17 protein-coding genes and 2 tRNA genes are annotated in these 17,883 nt (G+C 70.1%); 5 read left to right on the forward strand and 14 right to left on the reverse strand.

The genetic code is table 11. The features are described from left to right. Nucleotides 1–25: 25 nt before the first annotated feature. The 3 genes from coaD to ACVN90_RS10575 are packed head-to-tail and all read right to left on the reverse strand — an operon-like array spanning nucleotide 26 to nucleotide 3,362. Nucleotides 26–523, reverse strand: a complete 498-nt coding sequence (coaD, locus tag ACVN90_RS10565) for a pantetheine-phosphate adenylyltransferase (RefSeq protein WP_056367579.1) — start codon at nucleotides 521–523, stop codon at nucleotides 26–28. 42 nt (nucleotides 524–565) lie between these two features. After that, nucleotides 566–2,728 carry an ATP-dependent DNA helicase RecG gene (locus tag ACVN90_RS10570; protein WP_475098230.1) on the reverse strand — a complete coding sequence of 721 codons (2,163 nt, stop codon included), beginning with the start codon at nucleotides 2,726–2,728 and terminating at the stop codon, nucleotides 566–568. A gap of 37 nt (nucleotides 2,729–2,765) precedes the next feature. Further along, a complete protein-coding gene (locus ACVN90_RS10575) occupies nucleotides 2,766–3,362 on the reverse strand; it encodes a hypothetical protein (RefSeq protein ID WP_475098231.1) in 597 nt (198 codons plus the stop codon). Nucleotides 3,363–3,452: 90 nt separating this feature from the next. On the opposite strand from ACVN90_RS10575, the gene rsmD reads away from it, so the two are divergent. Beyond that, on the forward strand, nucleotides 3,453–4,016 hold the full coding sequence (gene rsmD, locus ACVN90_RS10580; RefSeq protein ID WP_475098232.1) for a 16S rRNA (guanine(966)-N(2))-methyltransferase RsmD: 564 nt from the start codon (nucleotides 3,453–3,455) through the stop codon (nucleotides 4,014–4,016). Here rsmD and ACVN90_RS10585 read toward each other — a convergent pair. Together ACVN90_RS10585 and thiL are read right to left on the reverse strand one after the other, a co-directional pair. After that, complete coding sequence (locus ACVN90_RS10585; RefSeq protein ID WP_475098233.1) at nucleotides 3,974–5,344, reverse strand: serine hydrolase domain-containing protein; 1,371 nt, start codon at nucleotides 5,342–5,344, stop codon at nucleotides 3,974–3,976. The two genes, rsmD and ACVN90_RS10585, sit on opposite strands and share 43 nt — an antisense overlap. A gap of 33 nt (nucleotides 5,345–5,377) precedes the next feature. Then, on the reverse strand, nucleotides 5,378–6,358 hold the full coding sequence (thiL, locus tag ACVN90_RS10590) for a thiamine-phosphate kinase (protein WP_475102099.1): 981 nt from the start codon (nucleotides 6,356–6,358) through the stop codon (nucleotides 5,378–5,380). Between the two features lie 72 nt (nucleotides 6,359–6,430). Between thiL and ACVN90_RS10595 the strand changes: the two genes are divergently transcribed. Beyond that, nucleotides 6,431–6,934, forward strand: a complete 504-nt coding sequence (locus ACVN90_RS10595) for a DUF3515 family protein (RefSeq protein WP_475098234.1) — start codon at nucleotides 6,431–6,433, stop codon at nucleotides 6,932–6,934. Between the two features lie 16 nt (nucleotides 6,935–6,950). On the opposite strand, the gene ACVN90_RS10600 is transcribed toward ACVN90_RS10595, so the two are convergent. The 7 genes from ACVN90_RS10600 to ACVN90_RS10630 all read right to left on the reverse strand — a co-directional run bounded on the left by ACVN90_RS10600 (nucleotide 6,951) and on the right by ACVN90_RS10630 (nucleotide 14,733). Next, nucleotides 6,951–8,066, reverse strand: a complete 1,116-nt coding sequence (locus tag ACVN90_RS10600; RefSeq protein ID WP_475098235.1) for a D-alanine--D-alanine ligase family protein — start codon at nucleotides 8,064–8,066, stop codon at nucleotides 6,951–6,953. Beyond that, on the reverse strand, nucleotides 7,966–9,102 hold the full coding sequence (locus ACVN90_RS10605) for an NAD(P)H-dependent glycerol-3-phosphate dehydrogenase (protein ID WP_475098236.1): 1,137 nt from the start codon (nucleotides 9,100–9,102) through the stop codon (nucleotides 7,966–7,968). Before ACVN90_RS10605 ends, ACVN90_RS10600 begins: the two co-directional genes overlap by 101 nt. Further along, complete coding sequence (locus tag ACVN90_RS10610) at nucleotides 9,092–9,856, reverse strand: lysophospholipid acyltransferase family protein (protein ID WP_475098237.1); 765 nt, start codon at nucleotides 9,854–9,856, stop codon at nucleotides 9,092–9,094. Before ACVN90_RS10610 ends, ACVN90_RS10605 begins: the two co-directional genes overlap by 11 nt. Nucleotides 9,857–9,860: 4 nt before the next feature. Beyond that, entirely contained in the window at nucleotides 9,861–11,243 is a 1,383-nt protein-coding gene (gene murA, locus ACVN90_RS10615) for a UDP-N-acetylglucosamine 1-carboxyvinyltransferase (RefSeq protein ID WP_475098238.1), read from the reverse strand. A gap of 74 nt (nucleotides 11,244–11,317) precedes the next feature. After that, nucleotides 11,318–11,914: a 3-isopropylmalate dehydratase small subunit gene (leuD, locus tag ACVN90_RS10620; protein ID WP_116193114.1), complete on the reverse strand. Its 597-nt coding sequence runs from the start codon at nucleotides 11,912–11,914 to the stop codon at nucleotides 11,318–11,320. 1 nt (nucleotide 11,915) lies between these two features. Beyond that, a complete protein-coding gene (gene leuC, locus ACVN90_RS10625; RefSeq protein WP_475098239.1) occupies nucleotides 11,916–13,388 on the reverse strand; it encodes a 3-isopropylmalate dehydratase large subunit in 1,473 nt (490 codons plus the stop codon). Nucleotides 13,389–13,659: 271 nt separating this feature from the next. Beyond that, nucleotides 13,660–14,733 carry a TerC family protein gene (locus ACVN90_RS10630; RefSeq protein WP_475098240.1) on the reverse strand — a complete coding sequence of 358 codons (1,074 nt, stop codon included), beginning with the start codon at nucleotides 14,731–14,733 and terminating at the stop codon, nucleotides 13,660–13,662. A gap of 246 nt (nucleotides 14,734–14,979) precedes the next feature. On the opposite strand from ACVN90_RS10630, the gene ACVN90_RS10635 reads away from it, so the two are divergent. Together ACVN90_RS10635 and ACVN90_RS10640 are read left to right on the forward strand one after the other, a co-directional pair. Then, entirely contained in the window at nucleotides 14,980–15,537 is a 558-nt protein-coding gene (locus ACVN90_RS10635; RefSeq protein WP_475098241.1) for an RNA polymerase sigma factor, read from the forward strand. Next, the gene (locus ACVN90_RS10640; protein WP_475098242.1) at nucleotides 15,534–16,721 is read left to right on the forward strand and encodes a DUF4349 domain-containing protein; all 1,188 of its coding nucleotides are present in this window, start codon (nucleotides 15,534–15,536) and stop codon (nucleotides 16,719–16,721) included. The genes ACVN90_RS10635 and ACVN90_RS10640 overlap by 4 nt, the downstream gene beginning before the upstream one ends. A 107-nt stretch (nucleotides 16,722–16,828) precedes the next feature. Here the strand turns inward: ACVN90_RS10640 and ACVN90_RS10645 are convergent. Together ACVN90_RS10645 and ACVN90_RS10650 are read right to left on the reverse strand one after the other, a co-directional pair. Beyond that, nucleotides 16,829–16,901: transfer RNA gene (locus ACVN90_RS10645), tRNA-Glu, on the reverse strand. 42 nt (nucleotides 16,902–16,943) lie between these two features. Then, nucleotides 16,944–17,019, reverse strand: a tRNA-Glu gene (locus ACVN90_RS10650). A gap of 117 nt (nucleotides 17,020–17,136) precedes the next feature. Here ACVN90_RS10650 and ACVN90_RS10655 point away from each other — a divergent pair. Next, nucleotides 17,137–17,775: an MBL fold metallo-hydrolase gene (locus tag ACVN90_RS10655; protein ID WP_475098243.1), complete on the forward strand. Its 639-nt coding sequence runs from the start codon at nucleotides 17,137–17,139 to the stop codon at nucleotides 17,773–17,775. Nucleotides 17,776–17,883: the final 108 nt, after the last annotated feature.

Consider the following 17,883-nt stretch of genomic DNA (forward strand, 5'->3'; position numbering starts at 1 on the left):
GCTCCAGCCTAGCCGCGGTTTCCGGTCAGATGCCGCGCGCGCCGGTGTCGAGGAACCGCGCCACGGCGGGCGGCACGAACGGGGAGACATCGCCCCCGAGCGACGCGACCTGACGCACCAGCGAGCTCGAGACGAGCGCGTGCGCAGGGTCTGGGAGCAGGAAAACGGTCTCGACGTGAGCGAGGTGGCGGTTCACGATCGCCATCGGCGTCTCGTACGCCACATCGACCTGCGAGCGGATGCCCTTCACCAGCACGCCGGCTCCGACGTCCGTCGCGTAGTCCACCAGCAGGCCCATGCTCCACGACGCGACGATCACGTCGCCCTCGATCTCGGCCTCGGCGATCGACTGCTCCAGGAGCGACTGGCGCTGCGCGATGGGCAGCATCGCCTCTTTGCCGGGATTGTGCACGACGAGCACGTGGAGCTGGTCGTACAGCGAGGCGGCACGGCGGATCACGTCCAGATGACCGAGGGTCGGCGGATCGAAAGATCCCGGGACGACGGCGATCCGGCTGCTCATGCGGTCCAGCCTAGTGGGCCGTCCGAAGGCGCTCCGAACGCGTCAGTTCTTGGCGAGCGCAGCGCGCTCGGCCATTCCGACGTTGCGCTCGAGGGCGGCCGCGAGCCCGGGATGCCGCAGCAGCGCCGGGTCGTCGGCGATCAGCTGCTCGGCCGCCACCCGCGCTTCGGAGATGATGTCGGCGTCCTTCACGACACGCAGCAGTCGAAGCGACGACCGCGCCCCGGACTGCGCGTCGCCGAGCACGTCGCCCTCGCCGCGGAGCTCGAGGTCGACCTCCGCCAGCGCGAATCCGTCGAGGGTCGAGGCCACGGCGTCCACCCGCTCGCGCGCGGGCGTGCCGAGCGGCGCCTCGGTCACCAGCAGGCACAGACCCGGGATCCCGCCGCGGCCGACGCGTCCGCGCAGCTGGTGCAGCTGCGACACACCGAACCGGTCGGCCTCGAGGATCGCCATCGTCGACGCGTTCGGCACATCGACGCCCACCTCGACCACGGTGGTCGCCACGAGCACGTCGATATCGCCGCGGGCGAAGGCCTGCATGACAGCGTCCTTCTCGTCGGACGGCATCTTGCCGTGCAGGATCTCGACCCTGATGTTCTCGAATGACGGATGCCGCGACAGCAGGTCGGCGACCTGCACGACGCCCCAGCGGGTGCGGGTCGCCTCGCCCCCGGTGTCGCCGGCGGGCTCGTCGGCGGTGTCGTCCTTGGTGAGCTTCTCGGCGTCGATGGCGGCGCAGACGACGAACGCCTGGCGCCCCTGGGCGACCTCCTCGGCGATGCGCTCCCAGACGCGCGCGAACCAGCTCGAGCGCTCGGCCAGCGGCGCGACGTAGGTCTCGATGCCGGCGCGGCCGGCCGGCATCGTCCGGATCGTCGAGACGTCGAGGTCGCCGAAGACGGTCATCGCCACCGTGCGCGGGATGGGCGTCGCCGTGAGCACCAGGGCGTGCGGCGAGGAGCCCTTGGCGCGCAGCGACTCGCGCTGCTCGACGCCGAAGCGGTGCTGCTCGTCGACCACGACGAGGCCGAGGTCGGCGAAGGTCGTGCTCTCGCTCAGGAGCGCGTGGGTGCCGACGACGATGAGGGCCTGCCCCGACGCGGCACGCAGTGCGGCCTTCCGGCGCTCGGCCGCCGGGAGCTGCCCGGTCAGGAGCGTGGGCATGAGCTCGGGAGCGAGCTTCGGGCCCAGCATCCGTGCGATCGACCGCACGTGCTGCGCCGCGAGGACTTCGGTCGGCGCGATGAGAGCGGACTGACCGCCTGACTGGGCGACCTGGAGCATGGCGCGCAACGCGACCAGCGTCTTGCCCGAGCCGACCTCGCCCTGGACGAGGCGGTTCATGGGCCAGTCGCCCATGAGGTCGCGCGCGACGTCGTCGCCGACCGTGACCTGGTCGGGCGTCCGCGGGAAAGGCAGGGACTCGTCGAATCGCTCGAGCAGCGCTCCCGGAGCGCGCGTGGTCGCCGACAGCGCACGGACGAACTGCCGCTGCTGCAGGAGCGCGACCTGGAGGACGAAGGCCTCCTGCATGCGCAGCGTCGCGCGCGCAGGCTCGATCTGGTCGAAATCGTCGGGGCGGTGGATGCGCTCGATCGCGCTGCGTGCCCCGATCAGGCCGTGCCGTGCGCGCAGCTCGTCGGTGAGAGGCTCGGGGATCTCGCCCAGACCGTCGAGGACCAGCTCCACTGTCTTCTGCAGCTGCCAGCTGGCGACCGTGCTGGTGGCCGGATAGATCGGGATCGGCAGGTTGGCATTCGCCTGCACCTTCATCCGCGCCGTGTCGGCGTCTTCGAACAGCTCGTAGTCGGGGTGGGCGAGCTGCTGTACGCCCTTGTAGATGCCCACCTTGCCCGCGAAGATGCCCTGTCTGCCGGGCTGCAGGTCACGCACCCGCCACGACTGGTTGAAGAAGGTCAGTGACATCTCGCCGTTGCCGTCGCTGATCACGACCTCAAGCAGCGAGCCGTTCCGGTTCTTCATGCGTCGTTCGCTGACGCGGCGCACCTCGGCGACGATCGTCACCGGCTCGCCGAGCGGCAGTGTCGAGATCGGCGTCAGCTCGCCGTGGCGGGCATAGCGGCGGGGATAGTGGACGAGCAGGTCGCCGACTGTCTTCATGCCGAACGCACGCTCGAGCGCCGCCGCGGTCTTTCCGCCGATCGCGCCGCCGAGGCTCGAGTCGAGGGTGAAGGAGGCCACGCCACGAGTCTAGGAGCGACCGGCGACGTCGCGTTGCTCAGGCGAAGATGGACTCCACGATCTCGGAGAGGAACGCGCGCCCGTTGCGGTTCACGGTGGACAGGTAGATCCACACGCCATCCCGGGCGACGATCATCTCCTCGGTGTCGGTGCCCTGTCCAGGCAGTACGCAGAAGTCGGCGCCGAAGTCGTCCGAGACCTGGCACGTGTAGCCCTGCGCGGGAAGGTCTGCCACCGCGGCGCTGACAGCCTCGGGCGTCGCGGTGCTGATGAGAAGCAGCATCCCGGTCGCATCGCCGACGATCCAGTCGCAGCCCAGCGCGAGCGTGGCGCCCTCGGGAGCCGGCCGCACGAAGCCCTCGCCGTTGCTCTGCAGCGTCATATCGCCGACCGCCGCCTGCCACGTCGCCGGAGTCGCGAGTTTCGTGCAGTCGGTGGGCAGCGTCACCGCGACCGACGCACTCGGTGTCGGCGTCGGTGTCGGTGAGGCGGTGGGTGATTCGGACGGTGACGCCGAAGTGGTCGGCGATGTCGTCGGCGACGACCCGCCGCCGGTCGCGCACCCCGCAAGGACGAGTGCGGCCGCGACGAACGCGACCACCGCCGACGAAACCCTGATGCCAATGCGATTCATGTCGACCCCCATCGATTCCGGGCTCCCCCACCGGCGATCACAGGGCGGCCCCTGCGGAGCCGCACGGCGGCGGGCCGATATCGTGAGAGGGTGACGCGCATCATCGCCGGCCGTGCGGGCTCGCTCATGCTCGATGTGCCGGACGCCGGCACCCGCCCCACGAGCGATCGGGTACGCGAGTCTCTCTTCGGGGCTCTGGAATCCGCCGACGTTCTGCGCGGCGCCGCCGTCCTCGACCTCTACGCGGGTTCCGGCGCCCTCGGCCTCGAGGCGGTGAGCCGGGGGGCGACATCCGCCGACCTCGTCGAGAAGTCTCCGCGGGCGGCGACCATCGTGCAGCGCAACGCGAGCCGCGTCGCGAAGGCCGTGGGGACGGATGCTGCGATCCGCGTGCACCGTTCGTCAGCCGACGCGTTCCTCCGCTCGGTGCGAGGACCGTTCGACCTGGTCTTCCTCGACCCGCCGTACGACGTCGGCGAGACGGAGCTGTCGTCGACCCTCGCGCTGCTCGTCCCGGTCCTCTCGGCCGGAGCGGACGTCGTGATCGAACGCGCCTCGCGCTCCCCCGAGCCGAGCCTGCCCGACGGGCTCGTCGCCACGCGCTCGAAGCGCTACGGCGACACGGCGATGTGGTGGGCGACCACCGCCGACTGATCGACGGCATCGCCCTCCCAGACCTGAGTGCCGTCGAATCCGACGTCCCTCGTGATGCGCAGATGGCCCGACGCGTCGAGCTCGAGGTGGAATGTCGCGGCGTCGCCGAGCAGACGCACGTCGGCACGGAATCTGTCATCGTGCCAGCCGCCCGACACCGCGACCCGGTCGCCGTACCAGAAGCGGTTCGCGGCCGGATCGGGCGGGAACGTCGCGGCCGACCACGCGCCAGGAACACACGGCAGCGCCGACCCGTCGATCTCGAGGAGCCCGTCGCTCACACGGATGCGTCGCAGCGGCCCGTCGTAGTCGAAGGCGACCTCGCCGCCGCGTCGCTCCCCGTCGATCGCGGCGATCGGCGCCGCCGCGACGAGCTCGACCGACTGCTCTTCCGTGTCGAATGCCGGCAGCAGCGTGTCCCAGATCGCGTCCAGCGGCGGCTGCATGTCGGGCAGTCCGCCGGTGATCGCGACGACGGTGTCGAACCCGGGGATCACCACGACGTACTGGCCGAACGCGCCGTCGCCGCGGTACGCGTCATGGCGGCAGCGCCAGAACTGGAATCCGTAGCCCTGGCTCCAGTCGCCGATGCCCGTGCTGTTCGCCACCTGACGGCTGGTCGCCGCATCGATCCACTCGGCCGGAACCAGTTGCGCTCCCTCCCACGCGCCGCGCTGCACAAGCAGCTGGCCGAATGCGGCGAGCTCCTCGGGGCGGATGGAGAGCCCGAAGCCGCCGGCGTCGACGCCTGTAGGGCCTTGCTCCCACTCGGGACCGCGGAACCCGAGCGGATCGAACAGACGCGGCGTCAGGTAGTCGAGGAGCCGCTCGCCGGTGATCGTCTGAAGGATCTGCGACAGCAGGTGCGTCGCCGGCGTGTTGTACATCCAGTGCGTGCCAGGCTCGTGCCGCAGCTCGGCGGCGAGGGCGGCCCGGGCCCAGTCCTCATCGTCGAACGGCGGCTCGATCGCGTGACCCGTCGTCATCGTGAGCAGGTGTCGCACCGTCAAGGCTGCGAGGTGCGCGGAGGGCCGCTCGGGTGCGAGCCTGGGAAGCAGGTCGACCACACGGTCGTCGATCGCGAGCAGGCCCTCCTCGACGGCCAGCCCGACGGCGATCGACGTGAAGCTCTTGCTCACCGAGTACATCGCGGTCGGCAGCTCCCGCTCGTACGGCGCCCACGTCGCCTCGGCGATGACGTGCCCGTGACGCACGACGGTCAGCGTGTGGATGTGCGAGATGCCGTCGAGCCGACGGATCAGTCGTGAGATCGCGGCAGACGGCACGGACTGACGCTCGGGCGTCGAGCGGGGCAGCAGCTGGGTCACCGTGTCACCGTAGCGGGTGTCGGCGACACCGGGTCATCCCGTGCCGGCGTCCCAGTCGCGGTAGGGGTCCCAGCCGCCGCGACCATCGTGCGGTCGGCCGTCGACGAGCACCGCGTCGTGACCGCGCGGCTGCACCATCCCCACCCGGACGAACCCGCGCGGCAGCGGGCGGTTCGCCGGGAAGGTCGCGAGCAGCGCGTGATCCTCGCCGCCCGCAAGGGCGGAGGCGACATCGGATCCGAGCGACGCCGACTCGAGGGCGATCGTGACGTCGGATGCTGCGGCCATGCGCGATGCATCGAGCACGAGGCCGTCCGACACGTCCATCATCGCGGTGGCACCCGCCTCGGCCGCCTCGGGTCCCAGCCACACGGGTGGAGAAGGACGCAGCTGCGCCACGAGATCGGTGAGCTCCGCGGGGTCGAGATGACTCTCGTCGACAGGGATCGGGTGGCCCGCGGCATCCGTGAATCGTTCGAAGAGGATGCTGAGCCCTCGCGCGGCGCTCCCCAGCTCGCCGGCGACCGCGACCAGGTCTCCGGGTTCGGCGCCCGAGCGCAGCACGGGTGCACGACCCGCGAGCGCCCCGAGCGCGGTGACGGCGATCGTGAGCGTGTCGGAGACGGTGAGATCGCCGCCCTCGACGCGGCAGCCGGGTGCGAGGTCGCGGCAGGCGGCGCGGAGGCCGTCGGCGATGCCGGTGACGAACGAGAGCCGCGTCGCATCGGGCATCGCGAGGGCCACGAGCAGGGCCGTGGGAGTGGCGCCCATTGCCGCCACGTCCGCGAGGTTGACGGCGGCTGCCTTGTACCCGAGGTCGAACGCGCTCGACCATGCGAGGCGGAAGTCGGGGCCGTGGACCAGCGTGTCGACCGTCGCCACCACCCGGCCGTCCGCGGCGGCGATCACCGCGGCGTCGTCGCCCGGCCCGACGAGGGCGTTCGAATCGCCGAGACGCTCGAGGATCCGGCGCAGGATGCGCCCCTCGCTGAGCTCGCCCACCGTCGGATCCATGCGCTCTTCGACCACACATCCACGCTACCGGTGCGGACTGAGCGGGCAGCGCCGCCGGGTTAGCCTGGAATGGTGCGTGCTCTCCCCTCCCTGGTTGCGTTCGGCCTCACGATGGTGGCCGCTGTCGGGCTGACGGGATGCACCACGACGGTCGACCTCGATCCGGCGGCGGCGGCGAACGACCCGCTGTGCGCGGAGGTCACCTCGAACCTGCCAGGGACGGTCAGCGGGCAGGCACGGCTGTGGACCGACGCGCAGGCGACCGGCGCGTGGGGCTCACCCGGAGACTCGAAGGTGCTGCTGACATGCGGCGTGGAGCCGCCGGGGCCGACCACGCTCCCCTGCCAGGACGTGGCCGGCGTCGACTGGATCATCGACGACTCCGATGCGCCGAGGTTCCGCGTGACCACGTTCGGCCGAACGCCCGCCGTCGAGATCTACCTCGACACGACCGCCGACGAGAACGGCGACGGGGTGTCGAGCCGCGACGTGCTCGACGCGCTGTCGCCGCTCGTGAGCGTGCTCCCGGTCGACGGCCAGTGCCTCGATCGGGGAGAGGCGACGCCCGCACCCTGAGGCTCGTGAGCCGCGTTCAGCGCGTCGCCCGAACCTGCTCGGTCGTGGTGGTGCGCTCCAGCGCCGTGTCGATGAGCTCTGTGATCAGCTCGGGGTACGACATGCCGGACGCGATCCAGCACTTCGGGAACATCGAGATCGGCGTGAACCCCGGCATCGTGTTGAGCTCGTTGACGTAGAGCCCGTCCGCGGCGAGGAAGAAGTCGACACGTGCGAGGCCCTTGCCGTCGACGGCCTGGAAGGCACGGACGCCGAGATCCTGGATCGCCGCGATCTCGCCGTCGGTCAGGTCGGCGGGGCAGACCACCTCGGCGCCGTCGCCGCCGAGGTACTTGCCCTCGAAGTCGTAGAACTCGCGCGTCGTGAGCACGATCTCGCCGGGCAGCGATGCCCGCGGGGCGGCGCCGCCGCGTCCCTCGAGGATCGCGACCTCGACCTCGCGGCCGACGATCGCCGACTCGATGAGCACCTTGTCGTCCTCGGCGAACGCCAGCGCGAGCGCCGCGTCGAGCTCGGACGCATCGTGGACCTTCGAGACGCCGACGCTCGACCCCGCGCGGGCAGGCTTCACGAAGGACGGCTCACCGAGGGCCGCAGCATCCGCTCGCACTCCCTCCGGGTCGCGCTCCCAGCGCTCCTCGGTCACCGTGACCCACGGAGATACCGGCACGCCGGCGGCCTGCAGGACGATCTTCATGAAGTGCTTGTCCATGCACAGCGCCGAATCGAGCACACCGCCGCCCGCGTACGGGATCTCGAGGGTGTCGAAGAAGCCCTGGATGGTGCCGTCCTCGCCGTGCACCCCGTGCAGGATCGGCAGCACGACATTGAGGGCACCCAAGCCGTCGACCGTGCCGTCGGCGCGGCGCACCCGGATCTCTCGCTCGCCGACCTCGGGCCACAGGATGCGGGTGCCGTTGTCGACGACCTCGGGGAGCCGCTCGGCATCGAGCGCGAACTTGCCGGGGTCGTCGTCCTCGAGGACGAACACGCCGTCGCGCGTGATCCCCACCGGGATCACGCGGTAACTGTCACGGTCGATCGCCCGCAGCACCCCGCCCGCCGTTGCGGAACTGATCGAGTGCTCGCTGGATCGACCGCCAAAGAGCACCGCCACCGCCGGCTTGTCCATTCGTCGTCCTCTCGCCCTGGGGGGTGTCGTCGTCGGTCGTAAGGTGCGGCGCGATGTCACGAGGGTTCATGGTGCCGTCGAGCACCATCTTCACCTGCTCGACGATGGGCATTTGCACGCCCACCTCCCGCGCCAGCTGGAGGATGGGCGCGACGGACGCGAGCCCCTCCGCCGTCTGGTTCATCTGCTTGACGACGTCGTCGAAGCGATAGCCCTGGCCGAGCAGTCGCCCGGCGGTGTTGTTGCGGCTGAGCGGCGACTGGCACGTCGCGATGAGGTCGCCGAGTCCGGCGAGACCCTGCAGCGTCTCGTGCTGCGCGCCGAACGCGACGGCGAAGTCCGTCATCTCGACGAGGCCGCGCGTGATGATCGACGCTTTCGTGTTCTCGCCGTAGCCGACACCGTCGACGATGCCGATCGCCACGGCGATGAGGTTCTTGAGCACACCGCCGAACTCGGTGCCGATCACGTCGGTGTTGACGAACGTGCGGAAGTACGTGTTGCGCGCGCGGCGCGCGACGGCCTCGGCGGTCTCCTGGCTCGTCGACGAGATGACGGCCGCGGTGGGCTGCTCGCGCGCGATCTCGAGGGCGAGGTTCGGACCGGACGCCACCGCGATGCGCGCGGGGTCGCAGTGCAGCTCCTGCTCGATCACCTGGCTCATGCGAAGGCCCGTGCGCCGCTCGACGCCCTTCATGAGCGACACGATGGGGACGTCGCTCTGCGAGATCAGCGGCCGCACCGCCTTGAGGTTCTGGCGCACCGCCTGGCTCGGGATCGACAGGTAGATCTGCTCAGCGCCGTCGAGCGCCTCCGACAGGTGGTGGGTCGCGTGCATGTCGCGCGGCAGGTTGATCCCGGGGAGGTACTCGCTGTTGCGCTTGCCCTCCTGGATCTCGCTCGCGAGTTCCGGGCGACGCGCCCACATGGTGACGTGGGCGCCGCCGTCGGCGAGGATCTTGCCGAACGTCGTCCCCCAGCTGCCCGCGCCGACGACGGCGACGCGCGGGCGCGCAGCATCCTGCCTACGGCTCAAGGCGCCCCGTCTCCTTCTGGCCGTGATCGGCCGGGTTCCACCGCTGGGCGGGCGCGGGCTCGCCGCGCAGCTGCGAGAGCAGGCCCGAGATGTCGGCCATCACGGTGTCCGTCGCCTCGACGAGCGCGGTCTGCGACGACACCGACCCGACGAACGCCGAGAGATCGACCGGGTCGCCGACGATCACGCGCACGCGGCGGCGCAGAGGCCAGAGCTTGAGCTTGCCGTAGCGCGGGAGCACCTGCTGGGCGCCCCACTGCGCCATCGGGATGACCGGGATGCCGCCGGCCAGCGCGAGACGGACCGCGCCGGTCTTGCCGCGCATGGGCCACAGGTTCGGCTCGCGGGTGAGCGAGCCCTCCGGGTAGACGATGACCCCGCGGCCATGCTGCACGAGGGTCTCGGATGCCTCGAGCGTCGCTCGTGCCGCGGCGGCGGAGGTCGCCCGCGCGACCGGCACCATCCCCGTGATGCGCAGGACCCAGCCCAGCACCGGCACACGGAACAGGCTCTCCTTCGCCATGAACCGCGGGGCCCGGCCCAGACGCCACACGGCGAGGGCGACCACGAGCGGATCGATCTCGCTCATGTGGTTCGGAGCGAGCACGAACGCGCCGTCGCGCGGGAGCTTCCTGCCGTCCTCGATCTCGAGCTTGAAGAGCAGACTCAAGAGCGGCACGAGGAGGCCGGCCAGCGGCCAGAAGGCGCTCGGTCGCGTCTTCTCGGCCGATGCGCGCGGACGATCGGTGGCCACCGGGCTATCCGATGACGTCGAAGTCGGCGCCGAGCTGCTCGAGCTTGGCGAAGAACTTCTCGTAGCCGCGACGGATGATGCCGACGTTGCGGACGACCGACTCCCCCTCGGCGGCCAGCGCCGCGATCACGTAGCTGTACCCGCCGCGCAGGTCAGGGACCACCACATCGGCGCCGTGCAGGGGCGTGGGGCCGTTGATCACGGCGGCCTGCTCGAGGGCCCGGCGGGGAACACGCCGGCCGGGTGCATCGATGCCGTCACGGTGCACGACGATGTCGGCGCCCATGAGGTTCAGCGCCTCGGTGAAGCCGAGCCGGTTCTCGTACACGGTCTCGTGGACGGTCGACTCGCCCTCGGCCTGCGTGAGCGCGACGATGAGCGGCTGCTGCCAGTCCGTCATGAAGCCGGGGTGCACGTCGGTCTCGACGACGACGGGCTTGAGCGCCCCGCCGCGGCGGAACTGGATGCCGTCCTCGCGGACGTCGAACCATCCGCCGGCCTTGCGGAAGACATTGAGGAAGGTCAGCATCTCCTGCTGGCGTGCGCCGCCGACGAAGATGTCGCCGTCGGTGGCCAACGCCGCGCACGCCCACGAGGCGGCCTCGTTGCGGTCGAAGATCGCCCGGTGGTCGTAGCCGCGCAGCGAGTCGACCCCCTCGATGAAGATGACGCGGTTCGGCTCGTACGAGATGATCGCGCCCATCTTCTGGAGCACCGCGATGAGGTCCATGATCTCGGGCTCGATCGCGGCATTGCGCAGCTCTGTCACGCCCTTCGCCCGCACCGCGGTCAGGAGCACCTGCTCGGTCGCACCGACGCTCGGGTACGGCAGCTCGATGTTCGCGCCGTGGAGCCCGTTGGGCGCGGTGATCCGGATGCCCTCGTAGCTCTTGTCGACGACGGCGCCGAAGGCGCGCAGCGCGTCCATGTGGAAGTTGATCGGACGGTCGCCGATGCGGCAGCCGCCGAGATCGGGGATGAGCGCTTCGCCGAGCAGGTGCAGCAGGGGCCCGCAGAACAGGATCGGGATGCGGGATGCCCCGGCGTGCGCGTCGATCTCCTCGAAGTGGGCCGCCACGGCGCCGCTGGGATCGAGGTGGATCGTGCCCTCCTCCTCGCCGTCGACGACGCGCACGCCGTGGACCTCGAGGAGCGAGCGGACGACCTGGACGTCGCTGATGTCGGGGACGTCGCGCAGCGTGCTGGCCGTCTCGCCGAGGAGAGCTGCCACCATGGCCTTGGTGACGAGGTTCTTGGCGCCCTTCACCTCGACGCGACCCGTCAGCGGTCGCCCGCCCCGGATCGCCAGGACTTCACCGGTCAGTTCCTGCTCTCCCGCTTCGGCAGTGGTGCTTTCGCCGGCGGCGACGTTCAGGAGCGGCTTCATCCGGTGGTCCTCACTTGGTGTGCAGAGGGGGCTTGCGACGGTCGGGCGCCCGGGTTCTGGGCGCCCGGCCCGGCTCACGGAACGGGAAGTGTCCGCGGCCGCCACGCCTCTCGGCGAGCCTCGAACTGCGCGATCTTGTCTGCGTCGCGCAGCGTGAGCCCGATGTCATCGAGCCCTTCGAGAAGCCGCCACCTAGTGTAATCGTCGATCTCGAAAGGCAGCTCCAGCGCGCCGATGCGCGCCGTGCGGGCCTCGAGATCGACCGTCATCGAGACGCCGGGATCCGCCTCGATGGCGGCCCACGCGGCCTCGAGGTCCGCTTCGGAGATCACTCCGGCGACCAGGCCCTGCTTGCCCGCGTTCCCTCGGAAGATGTCGGCGAAGCGCGGGCTCAGCACGACCTTGAATCCGAAGTCGCGCAATGCCCACACCGCGTGCTCGCGGCTCGAGCCGGTGCCGAAGTCGGGGCCGGCGACGAGGATGCTCGCGCCCGCGTACGCCGGCTGGTTGAGCACGAACTCGGGGTCCTGACGCCAGCTCGCGAACAGCGCGTCCTCGAAGCCCGTCTTGGTGACGCGCTTCAGGTAGACGGCCGGGATGATCTGGTCGGTGTCGACGGCGGAGCGCTTCAACGGGGCCGCGATGCCGGTATGCGTCGTGAATTTCTCCATGTCAGGCCTCCGTGCCCTCGGCTGCGGCCCCGACGGGCGCGGGAAGATCGCCCGGGCTCGCGAGGCGGCCCATGACGGCGGTGGCTGCGGCGACGAGCGGCGACACGAGGTGTGTGCGACCCCCCTTGCCCTGGCGGCCTTCGAAGTTGCGGTTGCTCGTGGAGGCGCAGCGCTCCCCCGGTGCGAGCTGGTCGGGGTTCATGCCCAGGCACATCGAGCACCCCGCGAAACGCCACTCGGCGCCGAACTCCTCGAAGACCTTGTCGAGGCCCTCGGCCTCGGCCTCGAGTCGGACCCGGGCCGAGCCCGGGACGACCATGACACGCACGCCGTCGGCCTTCTTGCGGCCCTCGATGACCGACGCGAACGCACGGAGGTCCTCGATGCGGCTGTTCGTGCACGAACCCATGAACACGGCATCCACCGGGACCGCTTTGAGCGGGGTGCCGGGCACGAGGTCCATGTACTCGAGTGCGCGCTCTGCGGCGGCCCGCTCGTTGGGATCGGCGAAGTCGTCGGGCGACGGCACGGACGCGCTCAGCGAGACGCCCTGACCGGGGTTGGTGCCCCAGGTCACGAACGGCTCGAGCTCGGCGGCGTCGAGGAACACCTCGGCGTCGTACACGGCGCCCTCGTCGCTGGGCAGCGTCCGCCAGTACGCGACCGCGTCGTCCCAGTCCTGACCGGTCGGCGCGTGCTCGCGGCCCTTCACGTACGCGAACGTGGTCTCGTCGGGCGCGACCATCCCGGCACGGGCGCCCGCCTCGATCGACATGTTGCAGATCGTCATGCGGCCCTCCATCGAGAGGGACCGGACGGCGCTGCCGCGGAATTCGAGAACGTAGCCCTGTCCGCCGTTCGCGCCGATCTTGGCGATGATCGCCAGCACGATGTCCTTGGCCGAGACGCCGGGCCGCAGCTCACCCTCGACCGTGATCGCCATCGTCTTGAAGGGCTTCAGCGGCAGCGTCTGCGTCGCGAGCACGTGCTCGACCTCGCTGGTGCCGATGCCGAACGCCATCGCCCCGAAGGCGCCGTGCGTCGAGGTGTGCGAGTCGCCGCACACCACCGTGATACCCGGCATCGTCAGGCCGAGCTGCGGGCCCACCACGTGGACGATGCCCTGCTCCTTGTCACCCAGCGAGTGCAGACGCACACCGAACTCGGCGGCGTTGCGCCGCAGCGTCTCGATCTGCGTGCGACTGGTGAGATCGGCGATCGGCTTGTCGATGTCGAGCGTCGGGGTGTTGTGGTCCTCCGTCGCGATCGTCAGATCCAGCCGCCGCACCGGACGACCCTCCGCCCGCAGACCGTCGAAGGCCTGGGGGCTGGTGACCTCGTGCACGAGGTGCAGGTCGATGTAGATCAGGTCCGGCTGACCGTCTTCGCCGCGGACGACGACGTGGTCGTCCCACACCTTCTCGGCGAGGGTCCGGGGACGGTCGGGAATGCCGGATGCATCAGTCGTGCTCATTGCTCTTCGTTCTCCTCTATGGGACTGCGCCCGCATGGGGGTGGGGCCCGCGACGAACTCCGCGACGAGGGAGGCCTGAGACTAGGACTCGTCGCGGCCGCTAAGGAGAAGGCGAGCGATCCGCACGTGCCCAGGCTACCATCGCCGAAACCGCCGCCCGCGCCGCCGCCGTCATCTGCCGTCGCCGTGCCCGGTCCCGAGCCGCTCGAAACGACGCCTCGGGCCGCCGGCGACTGCCGGCGACCCGAGGCGCACGCTCAGCGGATCGGGATCAGCGACCGTCGTCCGAACGGGGGTGGTCGACCGTCGGAGGCGTGCCCTTCTCATCCGCCACGACCGCGGCCGCAGCATCCGCCGTCACAGCCTTCTTGTCGCGGGCCGACGCGATGAGGCTCGCGATCGTCGCCACGGCCATCGAGAGGACGATGACACCCAGCGACATCCATGTCGAGATCTCGGGAGCCCACTCGATGTGCTCACCGTTGTTGATGAACGGAAGCTCGTTCACGTGCATGGCGTGGAAGACGAGCTTCAGGCCGATGAACGCGAGGATGAATGCGATGCCGTAGTGCAGGTAGCGGAGGCGATCGAGCAGGTCGCCCAGCAGGAAGTAGAGCTGGCGCAGACCCATCAGGGCGAAGATGTTCGCCGTGAAGACGATGAATGCGCTCTGCGTGATGCCGAAGATCGCGGGGATCGAGTCGATCGCGAACAGCAGGTCGGTGACGCCGATCGCCGCGAAGACGATGATCATCGGCGTCCACATCTTCTTGCCGTCCACGACGGTGCGGATCTTGGCGCCGTCGTAGTGGTCGCTGATGTCGATCGTGCGGCGCAGCATGCGCACGACGAAGTTCTCCTGCTTGACATCGGAGTCGTGGTCGCCGCCCGGGAACGCCTGACGCCACGCGGTCCAGACGAGGAACGCGCCGAAGATGTAGAAGACCCAGCTGAACTGCTCGATCACCGCCGCGCCGACCAGGATGAAGATGCCGCGCAGCACGAGGGCGATGATGATGCCCACCATCAGCACCTCCTGCTGATAGCGCCGCGGAACCGCGAACTGCGACATGATAAGCACGAAGACGAAGAGGTTGTCGATCGACAGGCTGTACTCGGTGAGCCAGCCGGCGACGAACTGGCCGGCGTACTCGGGCCCGGCGACGATCCACATGATTCCCGCGAAGATGAGCGCGAGGGTCACGTAGAACACGACCCACAGCGTCGACTCACGCGTCGAGGGGATGTGCGGCCGCTTCAGGATGAGCAGCAGATCCGCGATCAGGATCAGGGTGAGGATCACGAGCGATCCGATTTCGAACCACAGCGGGAGTTCGAGGTCCATGGAGGGCCTTTCGAAGGGGACGTACGAGGGGTCGGTGGAATCCGAAAGTCTCTCCCCCGCCGGCGGAACGGCCTGCGGCGCGCACCCGGGGTCGCTCTGTCGGGACCCGTGATGACGGATGCGCGAGTCGGGATACTCCCTCTCGCTCGCAACAGAATACAGGCTCGGCACAGTGCGACCGTTGCCCGTGAGACGATCCGGCCGGTGCGGACACTGACATGGTGAGAGACAATTCGGAGGATGGGGATGACAGGCGAGGACCTGCCGGGCGATGCCGAGCTCGTGGTGCTGGCTGCGGGCGGGAGCGAGCACGCCTTCCGCACCCTGTATCGGGCGTACGTGCGGCCGGTGTACTGGCTGGCGCACGGACTGGTCGGCAATCCGGCGGACGCCGAGGAGGTCACGCAGGAGACGTTCCTCGTCGCCTGGCGCAAGCTCCCCGGCCTCGACCTCGCCGGCGATTCGCTGCTGCCCTGGCTCGCGACGATCTGCCGGTTCCAGTGCGCGAACCGCATCCGCCGTCAGCGGCGCGAGCGCGAGCACACCGGGGCGGCCGCCGATGAGACGCTTCCTTCGACGGTCGATGTCGAGCAGCAGGTGATCGACGATCGGCTCGCCGAGGCGATCCTCAACGAGGTCGCAGGGCTGGGCGAGCTCGATCGCGCCATCTTCCGGCTGTGCGCGACCGAGGGCTACGCCTATCAGGCGGCCGCCGATGAGCTGGGCGTCGCCCACGGGGTCGTCCGCAACCGTCTCTCCCGCATCCGCACCCGTCTGCGGACCGTTGTCAAGGAGAGCACATGAGCACGCAGTCCCTGGTCCCCGAGACCCCGGAATCCCTTCCCGAACTCAGCGCCGACCGGATCGATGAGATCGAGGACGCGCTCTTCGCCGACATCGCGCGCGAGCGCACCCGTCAGTCGGCCCGCCGTACGCGTCGAGGTCGACTCTGGATCGCCGGCGGCGCCGCCGCGGCAGTGATCGCCGTGGCCGCCGTGATCGCGCCGTCGGTGGGATCGCTGGTCGGCACGTCGGGCGGTGCGAGCGAGGAGTCCGCCGTCGCGCCGGTCGCGCCCGCCGACTCCGGCGACGGCTCGTTCAGCTCCGACTCGTCGGGCACCGACACGCGCGAGTCCGCGCCGCTCACGGTCGCGCCCGACGCGTCCGCCGGAGACACCGCCGCGGGCGCCGAGGCCGCGGACCGCGACATCATCACCACTGCCTCCGCCACGGTCACGGCCGACGAGGTCGACGCGGCCGCGCGCGCCATCGCGAACTCCGCGGTCGCCCACGGCGGCTACGTCGAGTCGATGAGCGTCGGCAGCGACGGCATCGTGTACCCGGTCAGCCCCTCCGAGGGCGGCGTCGTCTACGACACCATGCCCTACCCGTATCCGACCGACGGCGCGTGGATCACGGTCCGCGTCCCCGCCGATCAGCTGCAGAGCGTCGTCGACGAGCTCGACGATGTCGGCGAAGTGACCGCGACCAACCTGTCCCGTCAGGACGTCACCGAGCAGACCGTGGATCTCGAGGCCCGCATCGACGCCGCACAGGCGTCTGTGGACCGCCTCACCGAGCTCATGGCGCAGGCTCAGAGTGTCGCGGATCTCATCGCCGCGGAGGCGGCGCTGTCGGAGCGCCAGGCCACGCTGGAGTCCTACCAGCAGCAGCTCGAGATGCTCGACGACCAGGTCGCCATGTCGACGCTGTCGGTGACGGTCGTGCCCGAAGTCGAACCCGTGACCGCCGACCCCGCCGGGTTCGGCGACGGTCTCGCCGCGGGCTGGAACGGCCTCGTCGCGACGCTGAACGGCATCGTGGTCGCGATCGGGTTCCTCCTCCCCTGGCTCGCCGTGGCCGCCGTCGCCGCCCTCGTCGTCTGGGGCATCGTGCGACTGGTCCGCATTCGCCGTCGCGGGACGGATGCCGCGACCCCGCGCCCGTCGCCCGGTGACGCCGACCACACCCCCGGCGCGTCCACATGATCGTCGCCGTCTGCGCGGGCGTCGCCCGCAGCACTCCCGCTCCTCCCAGCGGCAGAACGACGAAGAGCCCCCGGGTCCTGGAGGACTCGGGGGCTCTGTCACGTGTGTGACCCCAGCGGGATTCGAACCCGCGTTACCGCCGTGAGAGGGCGGCGTACTAGGCCGCTATACGATGGGGCCGTACAGCGCGCCGCAACCGAGATTGCGACGTTGTTGCCTGACTGGTGACCCCAGCGGGATTCGAACCCGCGTTACCGCCGTGAGAGGGCGGCGTACTAGGCCGCTATACGATGGGGCCGTTCAGGCAACCGTTCGATTATGCCACGGGCCTCATGCCCGTTCCAAATCGACACGGGTATCGGCGCGCCGCGGCTCTTCGCTTGCCCCCGCAGTCCCGGAACGCTTGACTCGACGCATGCGAGTCACGAAGTTCGAGCACGCCACCCTGACCCTCGTCGACACCGGTCGAACGCTGATCCTCGATCCCGGGTCGTTCACCGCCCCGCTCGGGGAGCTCGAGGGCGTCGTCGGGATCGTCATCACCCACGAGCACCCCGACCATTGGACGCCCGACCACCTCGACCGCATCCTCGAGACGTTCCCGGGCACGCCGATCTTCGCCCCGGAGGGCGTGTCCAAGGCCGCCATAGGCTACAACATCACCATCGTGCACCCCGGCGATGTCGTCGACGCCGAGCCGTTCCGCCTCGAGTTCTTCGGCGGCCGGCACGCGGTGATCCATGAGTCGATCCCGGTCGTCGACAACGTCGGGGTGCTCGTGAACGACGAGTTCTACTACCCCGGCGACTCCTACGCCGTGCCGAAGGGCCGCACGGTGAAGCTCCTGGCATCGCCGGTCGGCGCCCCGTGGCTCAAGATCGGCGAGGCGATGGACTTCGTGCTCGCCGTCGCGCCGCGGCGCGTGTTCGGCACGCACGACATGACGCTGTCGGTCGCGGGCCGCGACATGGGGCGCGCCCGCCTGGGATGGGCCGCCGAGCAGGACGGTGGAGAGCTCGTGGTCCTGAACCCCGGAGACAGCACCGACATCTGACCGCGGAGCTCGGAAGACCCCGCAGAACGCGGACGACGGATGCCGCGGCAGCTTCGACCCGCGGCATCCGTCGCTCTTGTGCGGTCTGCGACCGCACGCATCAGTTCT

The organism is Microbacterium sp. F01 (assembly GCF_056156365.1).

Coding starts and splice junctions, on each gene's coding strand:
- coaD (WP_056367579.1), bottom strand. CDS start 523: ATGAGCAGCCGGATCGCCGTCGTCCCGGGATCTTTCGATCCGCCGACC.
- ACVN90_RS10575 (WP_475098231.1), bottom strand. CDS start 3,362: ATGAATCGCATTGGCATCAGGGTTTCGTCGGCGGTGGTCGCGTTCGTC.
- thiL (WP_475102099.1), bottom strand. CDS start 6,358: ATGGATCCGACGGTGGGCGAGCTCAGCGAGGGGCGCATCCTGCGCCGG.
- ACVN90_RS10600 (WP_475098235.1), bottom strand. CDS start 8,066: ATGGACAAGCCGGCGGTGGCGGTGCTCTTTGGCGGTCGATCCAGCGAG.
- murA (WP_475098238.1), bottom strand. CDS start 11,243: ATGAAGCCGCTCCTGAACGTCGCCGCCGGCGAAAGCACCACTGCCGAA.
- leuD (WP_116193114.1), bottom strand. CDS start 11,914: ATGGAGAAATTCACGACGCATACCGGCATCGCGGCCCCGTTGAAGCGC.
- leuC (WP_475098239.1), bottom strand. CDS start 13,388: ATGAGCACGACTGATGCATCCGGCATTCCCGACCGTCCCCGGACCCTC.
- ACVN90_RS10630 (WP_475098240.1), bottom strand. CDS start 14,733: ATGGACCTCGAACTCCCGCTGTGGTTCGAAATCGGATCGCTCGTGATC.
- ACVN90_RS10635 (WP_475098241.1), top strand. CDS start 14,980: ATGACAGGCGAGGACCTGCCGGGCGATGCCGAGCTCGTGGTGCTGGCT.
- ACVN90_RS10640 (WP_475098242.1), top strand. CDS start 15,534: ATGAGCACGCAGTCCCTGGTCCCCGAGACCCCGGAATCCCTTCCCGAA.
- ACVN90_RS10655 (WP_475098243.1), top strand. CDS start 17,137: ATGCGAGTCACGAAGTTCGAGCACGCCACCCTGACCCTCGTCGACACC.